Below are 14,920 nucleotides of genomic sequence, written 5' to 3'. Positions count from 1 at the left end.
AATTTTTTGAAATTTATATCTGTGGAAGAAATGAACGGTAAATAACATAACTTTTGCCGATTGATGTCGCAGCGTTGTTGTTGGTTTGTATAATTTTGTATTTGTGTTTTTCTGCCGCGCAAATACTATTTTATCCTGAAATTTAGGAGGAATTTAATGAAAGAAGATTGGTTTATTGCCGGAAAATATAAGCAATTTACGGCAGTGGATTTGAAAGACAGAACTTGGGTAAATAACAGAATCTCAAAAGCGCCGCTTTGGTGTGCGGTTGATTTACGGGATGGGAATCAGGCGATTTACAATCCTATGACCAAAGAAAAAAAACGTATATTTTTCAACAAACTGCTTGAAATCGGGTTCAAAGCCATAGAAGTAGGATTCCCCTCCGCATCGCAGACGGAATTTGATTTTGCACGGATGCTCATTGACGAAAAAATGATTCCAGACGATGTTTCGATTCAGGTTTTGGTTCAGGCTCGAAAGCATCTTGTAGATAGAACGTTTGAGGCGCTTGACGGAGCGAAAAACGTCACAATTCATTTGTATAATTCAACTTCTCCGGCGCAGCGCCGCGATGTTTTTATGAAAGAAAAACCGGAAATTATAGATATAGCGACAAGCGGAACGCAAATGATTATTGATTCGATGAAAAATTTTAGCGGAAACGTGCAATTTGAATATTCTCCGGAAAGTTTTTCGCTTACCGAACTTGATTTTTCGGCGCAAATCAGCAATGCTGTTATTGATGTCTGGGATCCGAAAGTTCGCGGGAAAATGATTCTGAATCTTCCGACAACCGTCGAATGTGCGCTGCCAAACGTTTATGCCGACCAAATTGAGTGGATGTGTAAAAATATAAATCAGCGAGAAAATGTTTTGGTTTCTCTTCATACTCATAACGACCGCGGAACCGGCGTAGCAAGTACGGAACTTGGACTTTTGGCAGGCGCGGACAGGGTTGAAGGAACGCTTTTCGGCAACGGTGAGCGAACGGGCAACGCCGATATTTTGACAATCGCTTTGAATATGTTTTCACAGGGAGTTCATCCGCAATTGGATTTTAGCGACGTAGATTCGATTCGCGAAATTTACGAAAAATGTACCGAAATGAAAATTTATCCGCGCCAGCCATACGCGGGCGATATGGTTTTCACGGCGTTTTCAGGAAGTCATCAGGACGCTATCGCTAAAGGAATGAAACTTCGCAAGCGCGAAAATCGTTTGCTTTGGGACGTACCTTATCTTCCGATTGACCCCAAAGACGTCGGTCGCGACTACGAGGCGATTGTTGTCATAAATTCACAGTCGGGTAAAGGCGGAGCGTCGTTTATTTTGGAACATTACGGCGGGTTTAACGTTCCCAAACCTATGCAGGTCGAAGTCGGACGAATTGTACAGCGCGAGGCTGACGAGCTTAAAAGAGTTCTTGAAAACGACGAGATTATTTCGCTTTTCAAGAAAGAATTTGTCAATCGTGAAGATAAAGTTTCATTGCTCTCAATGACTCCGAAACGCGACAAAAAAGATGAAGACGGCAAAGAAAATATTTCGCTTGAAGCGCGGCTTAAAATAGATGAAAAAGAAATAATCGCCCACGATAAAGGCGACGGAGTTATAAACGCCCTGTCAAAGATTTTTGCTAAAAACGGGTTTACTTTTCATTTGGGAACTTATGAGGAACATGCAATGAGCGAAGGAAGTGCGGCTACGGCGGCGGCTTACATAAGCATAGAAACCTGCGACGGCAAAACTTATTTTGGCGCAGGGGTTGATACTGATATTTTGTGGGCGAGCGCAAACGCGCTTTGCTCTGCGGTTAATCGGGCTTTTCAGCAAGACAATTCATAAACGCTTGTAATTTGAGCGAGCGCAGAAGAAATATCTTCGCCAAAAGAAATCACCCCCTCTTCATGTCCTAGCATCACGATTATTCCGTACGGAGAGTTTATTTTTTTCACTTCGCCCATAACCGCTTTTGCCATTGCCGGCGTTCCGTATAGAATGCTTTGCTCCGTAAAATTGTGATTGTTCGTTTTCATAAAATCAAACATTTTCTTACTGTGAATGTGTAAAACGCAGTTCGCCGCACTTTGCGCCGAATAAACCGCACCGTGTGTCATTGATTCCGAACTTGCTGAAATCGCGCCTTTTGAATAAACTTTATTTTTGTTTATGTCGAAATTTTTTACGATACATAAATGGCATAACGACATATTTTTTATTTCTCCCGTCGCCGAACCGGTTATTACGAATTCGTTTTCTTTTGTTCTAAAACTGCAATTTCCAAATCCTATACCGTTTGAATAAACTCCTATTAAGCCTAAAGAGTGCAAATAATCACGCGTTTTTATTAATTCTTGGGCAAGAAAAACATAATTTTGCGATAATTTAAAATTATTTGTTTGTTCATGTTCGGCTTGATATTTTATATATCCTTCGTCCATTTTTATCTCCGTTTTTTTATGATAAAATAATATTCGCTTCAAAAAAGAAATTCCTGTTTATATTTCTAAAAATTATAAAAAAAACGAAATTTGCGCTTTTACATTAAACTAAATTATATTACTTTGTACCTGCAAACAAAATTAGGGAAAGATAATAAATAATGCAAAGTGAACGAGTTTTAACTTTATATGCGGTACGTATTGCGGCGATTGCGGCAATCGGCGGATTTCTGTTTGGATTTGATATGGCGGTAATCAACGGAGCGGTAATCGCTCTTCAACACAAATTCGAGGCGGGGGCGTGGGAAACCGGACTTGCGGTCTCGCTTACGCTAATCGGCGCGGCGAGCGGTGCGTTTTTCGGCGGGCGATTCGCCGGTCGTTTCGGACAGAAATTGTGTATGTTTTGGGCGGCGGTTTTGTTTTTTGTCAACGCGATAGGGTCGGGCGCTTCTTTCGGTATATATGATTTTATAGTTTGGCGTGTTATTGGTGGAATCGGGGTAGGTGCGGCAAGCGTTATCGTTCCGCAATATATTGCGGAAACCGCCCCAAGCGATAGACGCGGACGTTTGGGGACTTTTCAGCAATTTGCGATAGTTATCGGTATCTTCACAGCGGCGCTTAGTAATTACTTTATCGCAAAATATTCCGGCGGCGCAGAAAACTATTGGTGGTTCAAATTTGAGGCGTGGCGCTGGATGTTTTGGGTGGAGAGTATTCCTGCGTTTTTGTACGGCGTTTTACTTATGACTTTGCCTGAAAGTCCTCATTTTTTGGTCGCTAAAAATAGAGTTTTAGAAGCGGAAAAAGTTTTGAAAAATTTAATCAAGACGGACAAAGTTAAAACAAAAATTCAAGATATTCAGAAGACGATTTTAATTGGAAGATCGTCAAGAATTTTAGATATTTTTTGTAAAAACGAGAAAGGAAAAATGCGGCTTTATCCTGTTGTCGTCGCAGGTCTTACAATAGCGGCTTTGCAGCAATTTGTAGGGATCAACGTTATTTTTTATTATGGGAACACGCTTTGGCAGTCGGTAGGATTCAGAGAAGAACAGTCGTTGATATTGAGTGTTTTAAGCAGCGTAATAAACGTTTTAGCGATGATTATTGCGATTTTTTTAATTGACAAAGTCGGCAGAAAACCGTTGCTTTTAATAGGAAGCGCGGGAATGTTTGTTTCTTTGGCGACGATGGCGTTTGTTTTTACTGCGGTACAAATCGATACTGACGGCGTTCCTGTTTTGCGCGGTATTTCGGCATATACGGCGGTGGTTTTGGCAAATATTTATGTTATTTTTTTTGGAATGAGTTGGGGGCCGGTTATGTGGGTAATGCTTGGAGAAATGTTCAATAATAGGATTCGCACTGCGGCATTAGCGGTTGCGGGGCTTGTGCAGTGGCTTGCAAATTTTACCGTTAGTACGACTTTCCCGTCGCTTGTAAAAGGAATAGGGCTTGGAGGTTCTTACGGAATTTACGCATTTTTTGCGATTTTCAGTTTCTTTTTCGTCTTAAACAAAGTTCAGGAAACAAAAGGGAAAGAATTGGAAGATATGTAGTAAAAACGCTTAGTGTTTATTCGAAATACGAAGCGCAGTTTCCAGGCGTTTCCCAGACATCGATTCTATGGACGTAAATTTGCGGATATTCTTGTTTAACGGATTTTGCAAATTCGTGATAAATGTATTTCGCTATGTTTTCCGATGACGGGTTTCCGTATCCCTGTGTAAAGATAGAGTTTAAATCGCTGTGGTCTAATTTATCGGTAACCGACTTTATGTGTTTTTTTAGAATCTTAAAATCGATAGCCAAACCTATAGAGTTAAGTTGTTCGGCGCGGACCGTCGCCCGAACAAGCCAATTGTGTCCGTGTACATTTTCGCACGAACCGCAATATTCTCTTAAATGATGCGCCGCCGAGAAATTTATTTCCGATGAAATTTCAAACATTTTAACTCCTTATTTCTTACCACCGCGCATACAGAGTTTTATCTCCGACTACCGTGTATATATCCCACGCATTGTACACTACGGCTCCAGCCGGCGTTTCGCTCCAGCCGAGAAAATTTGAACCGCCGCCGAATGCCGGAGGAAGCGGTATGAGTGTTCCATATTCCGCCTCAAACTGTGTGCCCAGATCTGTGCCGCTCTGAGAAACCACAAGTTTTACGGTGTATTTTGTTGCCGTCCACTGCGCGTATAAGGTCATGCTGCCGGTTACCGTGTATGAATCGCCGCTGCCTCCGACTCTTGTTCCGCCGATTGAAGAAGTGTACCAGCCATTAAAAGTGTAGTGGTCTCTTGTAGTGTTTGGGAGTGTTATGTTTTGTCCGCTTGGTACTGTTTGCGAAGCGCACGTTGTTCCGCTTTGAGAGTTAAACGTTATTGTGTAGTTTTCTATTATTTGTGTCCATTGTGCATGCAAAGTTATGTCGCTGACGACAGCGTACGAGCCGCCGCCGTTGCCGATTTTTGCGCCTCCTGCGGCTTGGGTAAACCAGCCGTTAAAGGTGTATCCGCTGCGAGTGGGCGTTGGAAGTGTTATGTTGTCTCCTTCATGAGCGAAAATGTCCGAGAAGTTACTGCCGCCGTGAGTGTCAAACGACACCGTGTAAGTCGGTGTTTCCTGAATCCATTGCGCATATAAAGTTATATTTTTGGTCACAGTGTACGAACTTCCAGCATCGCCTATTTTCGTGCCTCCTGCGGCTTGGGTAAACCAGCCGTTAAAGGTATATCCGCTACGACTTGTAAAAGGAAGGTTTATATTTTCTCCGCTTTTTACTGTTTGCTGCAAGCATGAAGTCCCGCCTTGTGAATTAAACGATACTGTATATTGTATTACTTCCGTCCATTGAGCGTATAGAGTTCCATCGCCGATTACTTGGTATGGACTTTCTACTCTATTGCCGCCTGAAGACGAAGTGAACCATCCTAAAAACGTATAATTACTTCTACTTGTATTTGGAAGCGTTATGTTTTGTCCGCTTTGTACGGTTATAGAAGAGCAGGTATTGCCGCCTTGAGCGTCAAAGGTTATTGTGTAATACTGTATCTTTGTCCATTGTGCATACAAAGTTATATCTCCGATTACTGTATATTGTTCGTTCGCTTTGTTACCGCCTGAAGACAAAGTAAACCAGCCGTTAAAGGTATATCCGCTACGGCTGGTAGAAGGGAGGGTTATAATGTCTCCTATGTGTGCAGGAATATCAGGACAGTTACTACCGTCTTGGGAATCAAATGTTATCGTGTAACTAGGCAGCGTTACTTCGTTTTGTTCCCAGTTAGCGTATAGAGTTTTATTGTCCGTTACTATATATTTGTCGCCTGCATCGCCTATTTTTGTACCGTCGGCGGGTGAACTAAACCATCCTGAAAACTTGTGATTAATTTTGCTTGTACCGGGAAGCGTTATACTTTCTCCGTTTTTTGCAGGAATATCAGGACAATTACTACCGCCTTGAGAATCAAAAATTATTGTGTAATCAGGTAGTACTATTTCATTATGTTTCCATTGCGCATACAAGGTTATATCGCCGACTACCTTGTATTTACCGTTCGCCTCGCCGACTTTTGTTCCGCCGGAAGACGCGGTAAACCATCCCGAAAAGGTATAGCCGTCGCGAGTCGTGGAAGGTAGGTTTATGCTTTCTCCGCTTTGTACGGTTTTAGTTTCGCAATTACTGCCGCTTTGAGAATCAAAAATTATTGTGTAATACTGTATCTTCGTCCATTGCGCATACAGGGTTATATCGCCGGCTATCTTGTATTTACCGTTCGCCTCGCCGACTTTTGTTCCGCCGGAAGATGCGGTGAACCATCCCGAAAAAGTATAGCCGTCGCGAGTCGTAGAAGGGAATGTTATATTTTCGGAGATTTTTCCCATTGCGATTTTACACGGACTGCCGCCTTGAGATTCAAAGGTTATGCTGTAATTTGTTTCGTCGTTTAAATCAATAGTTCTGTAACCGACATCGCTGCAACCGACAAACGCAAGTATAAAAAACGAAATAAAAAGTAATACATTAATATTTCTCATAACGTCACTTCCCAAGTCTTTTCTTTTTCTTTGTCAGCGTAAATCCGACACTCGCCGACCACGTTAAGTTGAGGCTTGTATCGTATATAAATGTTTTGCTGTTTTCACTGTAATCGACAGGATCGTCTTTTTTCGGTCCTATTAGAACTTTATTTGTAATGTCAAAGTTTCCTGTTCTACCGAACATCAGTTTCCATAAACCGCCGCCGTAACTGACATTATTTCCTTTTGCGGAATCTATTAAAACATAGCCGTTTTTTTTAACATCCGCTTTTGTGACGATGTTCCAGTATCCGCCGCAGATTCCCAATACGCTTTTTACGGCTTTGTTCCTGCCCAAACATCCGCCGATATCAAACCCGCCGCCATAATAAAACTTTCCGCCGCTCAAATCCAAAGAAAAATAAAAGCCTTTAGCGCTTATCGCCCCTAATTCCATATTTGCGCCAAGCGCCATAACAGAGTTTTCGTTAAATTTTTCTGGACGAATAAGCGCTTCGGGACGAAGCGAAAATACAAAATAGCGATAGCGTTTTTTACCGCTTTTAACTTCTGGATTTACATCTATCGGCACCGCTTCTTCTGTTTCGTCAGCATTAATCTCAGTTTCAGTTTCAACTTCAACTTCCGGACTTATATCTATCGATACTAACTCTTGCGTTTCGACGACGTCAATTTCAACGTAATCGTTTAAAGAATCAAAAGATTCCTGTTGAACCGTTTGCGAAAGACCAGGAATAAAAAGCGGATTCCCCGGATAAATCCAATGAGGATCTTTAATATATCTGTTATGCTCCCAAATATAGCTCCATTTAACGCCGGCGTCATAAAATCTTAAAGCCAAATTCCAAAGATTGTCGCCTTTGACGATAGTATAATTTGGAATATTAGTGTCAAGAGTGTTATATTTAGGATAATAATAGTCGCCAAGCGATAGATCATATCGTTCGCCTTGAGCAAATACTGTCATAGGAATAAACATTAAAAGCAATAAAACAACTTGCACGTTTGCACCTTTTCCTAAAATGCAAAGATTATATCTCCGCTTCATTTTTATTTATCAAATATACTATATTTACAACATAAAAAAGACAAATTCTACTTGAAACGAAGCAATCCAGAAACACCAAATCATTTTACTTGTGTTTTACTCCCAACAGCCATTTCCCCAACGCCAACCCCCAACCTCTGCGAAATTCCCCAAGGGAATTTGCCAATCGATTATCGATTGCGGGGAGTAAAATTTACGCTATCGTTACTTTGATAGAATTTTTGCGCTCGGGTATAATACCCTTTAAAGCGATAAATCGCTGGGCGCAAAATTTTTTAAGAAGCATACACAAAATCATCTCCGCTTTTGTACCCAGTGCCGTCATTGCGAGCGTAGCGAAGCAATGACGGCGCCACACTTACCTCTTAATTCCTAACTTTGTCGAATACTTATACGTTTTCCCACTGTTTCCCTTAGCCTCGACAATAATCAAATAAGTGCCGTTTGCCACCTGTATTCCGGCACTGTTAGTTAAATTCCAAGTTGCTTTACCGTCTTTTGCAAGTGTCTCAAACACAACATTGCCGATATTGTCATAAATCACAATTTTCGCTTCGGCAACTTTCTCGCTATTGGGCAAAACGACTTTCATTTCGGCTTTGTCGGAAACAATTGTGTTTGCAAGTTTAATTCCATATTTCCCATCAGATTTTTTGATGTCATGAATAGGGGTGTCGTTGCAATTCCATTCAGGCTGATTATCTAAAATTTTTCCGACAATTTTACCGCAACCATTAATAGTTCCATCGTTTTTCACCATTGCGGAAGAAGCAATGGTTAGTGTGACATCAGCAGAAATAGTAAGGGTGGCACCTGCTGGAATAGCCAAATTATGATTTGCTGGAATGCTCACATTAGTGGTAAGTGTAATGTTTTTGCCATAAATTTCACCGAAATTTTTAATGAAAAGAATACCTCCAGTCCTTCTATTTACATTATTGTCACCAACGCTGTCTGCAAATACTACTCCGTTACCATTCAATATAAATGAGCCGCTACCACCGTCATTGCCGTTTGTACCTGCACTCCCATCTGAAGCATAAATCCAATTGTATTGGTTTCCGTCAAAAACGAATTGAACTCCACCGCCGCCTGCGTTACCTTTACTTCCTCCACTGCCACCGCCAATGCCATTTGTTACCATAACTGTTCCGCCATTAATAGTGATATTCCCACCGTTGCCTCCATTGCTACCATTCCCTCCGTTACCCCCATTGCCGAAACCATCACTCATGCTTAAACCTTGCCCGCCTCCGCCACCACCACTACCTCCGCCACCACCAATTCCGGCTCCGTTACCTCCATTTCCTCCGTTACCACCTCCCATGCCATATCCATCGTTGTAACTATTGTGTTGTCTGCCACTACCGCCTTTTGCCGTAATCGTTCCTCCATTTATGGTAATATTTCCACCTTCACCACCATTTCCAGCACTTCCTCCATTATATCCACCGTAATCTCCTCTACTACCACCGTTGTTGCTTCCTCCGCCTATTCCAGCACTTCCTCCACTACCTCCATTACTGTGTGTACTACCTGTAGCAATCACTGCTCCTCCATTGATAGTGATTGTACCAACGTTAACGCCGTTGATTCCACCACCAATTCCAGCTCCACCTCCGTTGCCGCTCGTTGTCAATTTACCGATACTTGTACTTGTAGATTGGGCATATATCGTTAAACTTTTACCATTTGAAACATTTATTCCTGCATTTCCGTTGCTTCCCGTTACTGTCAAGTTACAATTGTCTTCAAGAATAACATGTGCTGTACCTGAAACAATGAACGTATTAATACGATTCAACTTTCCGCGTACAAGATACCATCCATTCAAATTATCGATCGTTTCAATATTCCACGGATCAATAGCCGTAACATTGTTAGCTGTTTGCATCGTGCCATTTCCGTCTATGTACTGGACATTATTCTGTGTTTGCCCAACCACCATTTGTGCGACAATCGCTATTGCCGCCAAGACCTTAAAAACCTTTCCCATAAGAACACTCCTCTCTTTTAGAGATTAAACGTTAATTTTATGGGAGAAGTACCAGGAAAGAGAGGTTGTTCTGCCCATTATACTACTAATCGCCAAAAAAGAAAGTATACCTGTTGATAATACCAAACACCAACGGAAAACAGAACAACCTCAGGGTGAGGTCGTAACCGTTGATATTTAGTAATCAATAAAAACACAGGTTGAGGGAATACGGTTATAGTATTCACAACAACTTTCTTTTTTGGCGATGATAAAATAATTTATTTAGCACTGTAAATACGTGGAAGTGTAAAAATTAACTTTGTTTTTTTGCATTTTCTACCATGCAACTTTTCCAGTCAACATCTTATAGGATAACTTCTTCCCCCAACATCCGGCAAGTATACCGTCAATTCTATCCATTGTGTCGTATCTGCAATTCCCATCATTCAAACGAAACGCAAACTCATTAGCGTATCTTTGTAAATGTTTATCGGAAACATGATGAAATACGCCATGAATACCGCGTTTTAACGTTGCCCAGACACTTTCAATACCGTTTGTCGAAGCACTGCCTCTAACATATTCTTTTTTCTTATGATTTACTTTTTTCCTTGTATAACCCAGCTTTTCTATTCCGCAGTAACATGTGGCTTGATCCGTATTAAGTACCGCTCCTGGTTTTACTTTTTGAACTATTATAGGATGTAAAGTTTCCTTACTCACTTCTTTAACAACTTGCATAAACGTTTTACCGCCGTTTCTTCCTTTTATGCCGAAAAGAGGAGTTTTACCAACGGAACCTCTACCGTTTCTCAATTTTTTATCGGGATGTTTATTTTCTTCTATACCACCTATACCGGTTTCATCCATTTCAACTTCAGCTATACTTTCAAAAAAGAAATCACACACTCCTTTTTCCATACTTTCACGTATTCTGCCTTCCATGTGCCAGGCAGATTTTTGAGTAATGCCAAGTTTTTTAGACAATTCAATTGAAGATATACCTTTCCTGTCGGTTACCATATAATAGAAAGCGTGAAACCATATATGCAAATCAATATTTGAGTCTGCAAATATAGAATTTGTTCTTACGCTAAATTCTTTTCTGCAATCTTTACAGCGGTAGTATCCCTTGTGGTAACCTTTGTTTTTACGCGGCGTTTCTACAATTCTTTGGCTATTACAATGCCCACAAGTAATTTTGCCATTCCATCTATCTTTTTCAAGGTAACGTCTAGCGGCTTCTTCGTCAGGGAATCTTTTGAACAATTCGTAAAGACTGATTGCCGTGTTTGGCTTGTAAGTTGGCTTTTTGGTTAATTTTTTAGGCATAAGAATACTCCTTAATAGTGAAGGTTGATTTTCACTACTATGGAAGTTTTCAATATTAACTTTTATTTTTGGAGTTTTGGAAATTACAAATACGCCGAAATGACGTAAAATGTAATAATATTTTAGCAGAAATTTCTTTAACAAAACTTCTGCTAAAAACAAATAGTGTATTTATTTGAAGTTTAAGCCTTAATCGGCTTGTAACGTGGAATTAATAGGATGGTGAAGATTGTATATAATTCCCATAATTTTATTTACATCACTGTCGAGTATCGCAGTCGGTGAGGTTTTCCCAATCGTCTCATACACCACCGCCTTAAAGTTCTGGTCGGTGAATTTGGCGGTGATGTCTGTCGCCGCCGATACCATCTGTGCGGCAATCGCTATTGTCGCTACTACTTTCAAAAATCTGTTTTTGTTTAACATACAAAACCTCTTAAATTAAAAATTTTACAAAAAAGCATAACACTAATTGCCAAGTAAAACATTATGAATTAAGGGAAAGAAGCGACTTTTCTGTAGTAAAACCGAAGAAAGGCTGCTCTGCCAATAATCATAGTTTTTACCACAAAAGATGAATATTCACCAACGTTAAAAGAAACAACAGGCGCAGGCAGAACAACCTAAAAGAGGTGGCTCATGCCTGTTGTAAAATAAAAAAGTTGATGAAAATAGCAGAAACTAATTCCTACTATTCATCTTTTGTGGTATATGTAAAATAATTTATTTTTATGATAAAAAGTAATTTTAAGATTGAATAGACTCTATAGATAAGAAATTTTTTGTTTTCTCGTTTTGCGGCGTATTTTTTCTAAGGGATGCAAAAGTATTGTTTATAGTTTATTTTGATTTATACAAAAGGTGAGTGCGTTTTATATCAATTCTATTCCGGTTCTTTGAATTTCGGTTAAAAATCCGGCGTAATCTTCTTCGGGAACTACGATGTGCGGTTCTATTCTTATATCTAAGTCATCGCGTAATCCCCAGACGGACATAACAACGTCAAGATAATTGCCTGCCCAGTGATTTACTACCAAAGCAATGTCAATATCACTGTCTTTATTAGGATTTCTCTTTGCGAATGAGCCGAAAAGATATGCCTTTTCTATTTGCATAGGGAAATCGCTTGCTTTAACCGTTTCCAAATATTTCTTTGCTATTGAAATTATATCTTTTTTTTCATCCATTGCAGTAATTCCTCAGTTTGTCTAAAAATACTTTGCGTTATCTCTTTTGTTAAGGATTGTTCCATTCTTCTTTTATAATCAGGATAACGGACTTCCACGTTGAACGGATTCAGCATTTTAATAAACGATTTTTGATTGTCGGTTAGCAAATCATAAATCTCCGATTGTTTAGCGAGATACTCTAAAATCGTGCCTGAACGGCGGAGTGTCTTCTAAAATACCCTTTTAATACTTTCTCAACTACCTGATGACACATAAATACGGCATAAAGATTATGCTCGTTTTTTACTAACGTTTCACCGACAGCCAAATCTTCTTCGGCTAAGTCAACCCAGTATTTTACTTTTTCTTCTTGTGTCATTCCAAAACTTTCTATTCTATTCATAATTTCCAATATCTTTAAAATAATATTTATATTTGTGAGAAATACAAAAAACAAATATTTTTTACCTTTTGTTATCGGCATATATTATATTAGTTGAACAATTGTTCAACTGTTACAAGAAAAGAGGGATTTATGGATTTCAAAGAAAACGATTTTGCCGAATGCGATTGTGAAACGATACATAAAGAAGTCGTAGAAAGCGTTGCGCAAAATATGCCTGTTTGCGAGCGATTGTTTTTGCTTGCCGATTTTTTCAAAATGTTTTCGGATTCGACGCGTATCAGAATTATTGCGGCGCTGCTCAATTCCGAAATGTGCGTCTGCGATATCGCATTTTTGTTAAATATGACAAAATCGGCAATTTCGCACCAGTTACGAATGCTACGCCAAACAAAATTGGTAAAGTTTCGTAAAAAAGGCAAAATCGTGTATTATTCGCTCGACGACGAGCATATAAAAGACATCGTCGAAACCGGACTTTCACACATAAACGAGGAGAATTAAATGAAAGAAAAAGAAGAAGATTGCTGCAACGATGAAGAAAACTCCTTTTTTAACATCCCTGCGTTTATTGGAATCGGGCTTTTTGTTGTCGGAATAATCGGGAATTTTAATTATTGGATAGAATTTGGAATTTTTTTTACGGCGTATCTTTTACTTGCATGGGATATTTTACTTAAAACGCTTGAGAATGTAAAAAAAGGGAGACTTTTCGACGAAAATTTCTTGATGAGCGTTGCGTCAATCGGAGCGTTTTTTATAAACGCCTTTCCTGAAGCGGTCGCGATTATGCTTTTTAACAAGATAGGAGAGTCGATACAGAACGCAGCCGTCGCCAAGTCTAAAAAATCAATTTCGGCTCTTGCAAATATTCGTCAGGATTACGCAAACGTAATAACGGATAGGGGGGGGGTGCAAAAATTTTCGGTGGAAGAAGTTTGCGTAGGCGCTAAAATTATAGTAAAACCCGGCGAAAAGATTCCTTTGGATTCGGTTATTGTCGAAGGGAATTCTACGCTTGACATGTCGGTGTTGACGGGGGAATCTATTCCGAAATATGTAGGAACCGGCTCACAGGCTTTGTCAGGTAGCATAAATATTGACGGTTTAATAACACTTTGTGTAGAAAAAACGCAGAAAGAATCGACAATCGCCAAGATTTTGGATTTGGTTCAAAATTCGCTTGCAAAAAAGACGGCGACCGAGAAATTTATCACAAAATTTGCAAAAATTTATACGCCGATCGTTATGTCGATTGCGTTTTTTATGGCTACAATTTTGCCGATTTTTATTCCGAACGCGGTTTGGAGCGAATGGATAAGACGTGCGCTGGTTTTTTTGGTGGTTTCGTGTCCGTGCGCGTTGATTGTTTCGATTCCACTCGGGTTTTTCGGAGGAATCGCCTGCGCCTCAAGACGTGGAATTTTGGTTAAAGGCAGTAATTTTCTTGACGCGCTTAACGATGTAAAAACAATTATTTTCGATAAAACAGGAACGCTCACCGAAGGTAAATTTTCTGTTGAAGAAGTGGTTTGTGTAAGCGAATCTTCAAAAGAAGAGTTGTTAAAATATGCCGCGTTTGCCGAAAGTTTTTCAAATCATCCGATTGCGAAGTCGATAGTTTCGCATTACAATAAAGAAATAGAATTCGGTAAAATCTCGGATTACAAAGAAGTTGCAGGGAAAGGCGTAAGTATATCGTTTGAAAAGAAAAAAATCGTTGTCGGAAGTTTTGCGTTTCTTAAATCCTTAGAAATAGAATGCAGTGATATTCCAAAAGGATGCGCGGTATTTTTTATAGCGATAGACAGGCGTTTCGCAGGATATATTGTCGTAACAGATAAATTGAAATCCGACAGCGTCGATACGATAAAAAGACTTAAAAAGTTAAAAGTTTTCACCGCAGTTTTGACAGGAGATTCAAAGCAAAACGCGGAGAATGTAATCGAAAAACTGCAGCCGGATTTATCTTTTACAGACTTGCTTCCACAGGATAAAGTAGAAATCGCCTTGAAAGTCAAAAACGAAAGGAGCGGTTTTGGGAAAATTGCGTTTGTCGGCGACGGAATAAACGACGCGCCGGTAATCGCCGTCAGCGACATCGGTTTTGCTATGGGCGCCGCCGGAAGCGACGCCGCTGTAGAGACTGCCGATATTGTACTGATGAGCGACGAGCCGTCAAAAATTGTCACGGCGCTTTTTATCGCCAAAAAAACAAGGAAAATAGTAGTGCAGAATATTGTTTCGATTCTTGCAATAAAAGGAGTGATTTTGGTTTTGGGAGCGTTTGGCATAGCGACGATTTGGATGGCTGTTGTCGGCGACGTAGGAGTGACTGTCGCGGCAGTCTTAAATTCGCTGCGAGCGTTATACTATAAAGAAAAATCGTCGAGAGGTTGATGTGAAAGAATATAAAGTTTTGGAGATTAGATACATCTTCATCAAACTATAAATTTTTCAGATATAATTTCCATCTTATTTTTTTAGGCAGGCAG

Annotated in this window: 12 protein-coding genes and 1 pseudogene; 4 read left to right on the top strand and 9 right to left on the bottom strand. The window is 40.0% G+C overall.

Annotated features, from left to right (window positions below; genetic code table 11):
- Nucleotides 1-156: 156 nt before the first annotated feature.
- On the top strand, nt 157-1,848 hold the full coding sequence (locus LBH98_07755) for a 2-isopropylmalate synthase (protein MDR0304640.1): 1,692 nt from the start codon (nt 157-159) through the stop codon (nt 1,846-1,848).
- Here the strand turns inward: LBH98_07755 and LBH98_07750 are convergent.
- Nucleotides 1,830-2,444, bottom strand: coding sequence for a class II aldolase/adducin family protein (locus LBH98_07750; GenBank protein MDR0304639.1), 615 nt, complete (start codon nt 2,442-2,444; stop codon nt 1,830-1,832). The genes LBH98_07755 and LBH98_07750 overlap by 19 nt on opposite strands.
- Nucleotides 2,445-2,605: 161 nt before the next feature.
- On the opposite strand from LBH98_07750, the gene LBH98_07745 reads away from it, so the two are divergent.
- Entirely contained in the window at nt 2,606-4,009 is a 1,404-nt protein-coding gene (locus LBH98_07745; protein MDR0304638.1) for a sugar porter family MFS transporter, read from the top strand.
- A 16-nt stretch (nt 4,010-4,025) separates the two neighbouring features.
- On the opposite strand, the gene queD is transcribed toward LBH98_07745, so the two are convergent.
- The 8 genes and pseudogenes from queD to LBH98_07705 form a co-directional block, all read right to left on the bottom strand.
- Nucleotides 4,026-4,400 (bottom strand): 6-carboxytetrahydropterin synthase QueD, encoded by a 375-nt coding sequence (queD, locus tag LBH98_07740; protein MDR0304637.1) that lies wholly within the window; start codon nt 4,398-4,400, stop codon nt 4,026-4,028.
- 16 nt (nt 4,401-4,416) lie between these two features.
- Nucleotides 4,417-6,492: an InlB B-repeat-containing protein gene (locus LBH98_07735; GenBank protein MDR0304636.1), complete on the bottom strand. Its 2,076-nt coding sequence runs from the start codon at nt 6,490-6,492 to the stop codon at nt 4,417-4,419.
- A gap of 4 nt (nt 6,493-6,496) precedes the next feature.
- Nucleotides 6,497-7,498, bottom strand: coding sequence for a LysM peptidoglycan-binding domain-containing protein (locus LBH98_07730; protein ID MDR0304635.1), 1,002 nt, complete (start codon nt 7,496-7,498; stop codon nt 6,497-6,499).
- A gap of 403 nt (nt 7,499-7,901) precedes the next feature.
- Nucleotides 7,902-9,539, bottom strand: a complete 1,638-nt coding sequence (locus LBH98_07725) for a hypothetical protein (GenBank protein MDR0304634.1) — start codon at nt 9,537-9,539, stop codon at nt 7,902-7,904.
- Nucleotides 9,540-9,857: 318 nt separating this feature from the next.
- On the bottom strand, nt 9,858-10,853 hold the full coding sequence (locus LBH98_07720; GenBank protein MDR0304633.1) for an IS1595 family transposase: 996 nt from the start codon (nt 10,851-10,853) through the stop codon (nt 9,858-9,860).
- Nucleotides 10,854-11,042: 189 nt separating this feature from the next.
- Nucleotides 11,043-11,279, bottom strand: coding sequence for a hypothetical protein (locus tag LBH98_07715; protein ID MDR0304632.1), 237 nt, complete (start codon nt 11,277-11,279; stop codon nt 11,043-11,045).
- A 446-nt stretch (nt 11,280-11,725) separates the two neighbouring features.
- Complete coding sequence (locus LBH98_07710; protein MDR0304631.1) at nt 11,726-12,040, bottom strand: nucleotidyltransferase domain-containing protein; 315 nt, start codon at nt 12,038-12,040, stop codon at nt 11,726-11,728.
- A pseudogene (locus LBH98_07705) lies at nt 12,019-12,401 on the bottom strand (HEPN domain-containing protein). Before LBH98_07705 ends, LBH98_07710 begins: the two are co-directional and overlap by 22 nt.
- Nucleotides 12,402-12,557: 156 nt before the next feature.
- Between LBH98_07705 and LBH98_07700 the strand changes: the two are divergent.
- Both LBH98_07700 and cadA read left to right on the top strand, forming a co-directional pair.
- Complete coding sequence (locus LBH98_07700; GenBank protein MDR0304630.1) at nt 12,558-12,929, top strand: metalloregulator ArsR/SmtB family transcription factor; 372 nt, start codon at nt 12,558-12,560, stop codon at nt 12,927-12,929.
- Nucleotides 12,930-14,825 carry a cadmium-translocating P-type ATPase gene (gene cadA / locus LBH98_07695; protein MDR0304629.1) on the top strand — a complete coding sequence of 632 codons (1,896 nt, stop codon included), beginning with the start codon at nt 12,930-12,932 and terminating at the stop codon, nt 14,823-14,825.
- Nucleotides 14,826-14,920 lie beyond the last annotated feature (95 nt).

This window comes from Chitinispirillales bacterium (genome assembly GCA_031254455.1).
Taxonomy (GTDB): domain Bacteria; phylum Fibrobacterota; class Chitinivibrionia; order Chitinivibrionales; family Chitinivibrionaceae; genus WRFX01.
Note: the sequence above shows the minus strand (reverse complement) of the source record. Positions and strands in the feature narration are given on the sequence as shown.

Bases quoted from the DNA above. Each gene is read 5' to 3' on its own strand.
- LBH98_07700 (MDR0304630.1), top strand. From the start codon at position 12,558: ATGGATTTCAAAGAAAACGATTTTGCCGAATGCGATTGTGAAACGATA.
- queD (MDR0304637.1), bottom strand. From the start codon at position 4,400: ATGTTTGAAATTTCATCGGAAATAAATTTCTCGGCGGCGCATCATTTA.
- LBH98_07715 (MDR0304632.1), bottom strand. From the start codon at position 11,279: ATGTTAAACAAAAACAGATTTTTGAAAGTAGTAGCGACAATAGCGATT.
- cadA (MDR0304629.1), top strand. From the start codon at position 12,930: ATGAAAGAAAAAGAAGAAGATTGCTGCAACGATGAAGAAAACTCCTTT.
- LBH98_07725 (MDR0304634.1), bottom strand. From the start codon at position 9,539: ATGGGAAAGGTTTTTAAGGTCTTGGCGGCAATAGCGATTGTCGCACAA.
- LBH98_07755 (MDR0304640.1), top strand. From the start codon at position 157: ATGAAAGAAGATTGGTTTATTGCCGGAAAATATAAGCAATTTACGGCA.
- LBH98_07745 (MDR0304638.1), top strand. From the start codon at position 2,606: ATGCAAAGTGAACGAGTTTTAACTTTATATGCGGTACGTATTGCGGCG.
- LBH98_07720 (MDR0304633.1), bottom strand. From the start codon at position 10,853: ATGCCTAAAAAATTAACCAAAAAGCCAACTTACAAGCCAAACACGGCA.
- LBH98_07710 (MDR0304631.1), bottom strand. From the start codon at position 12,040: ATGGATGAAAAAAAAGATATAATTTCAATAGCAAAGAAATATTTGGAA.
- LBH98_07750 (MDR0304639.1), bottom strand. From the start codon at position 2,444: ATGGACGAAGGATATATAAAATATCAAGCCGAACATGAACAAACAAAT.
- LBH98_07735 (MDR0304636.1), bottom strand. From the start codon at position 6,492: ATGAGAAATATTAATGTATTACTTTTTATTTCGTTTTTTATACTTGCG.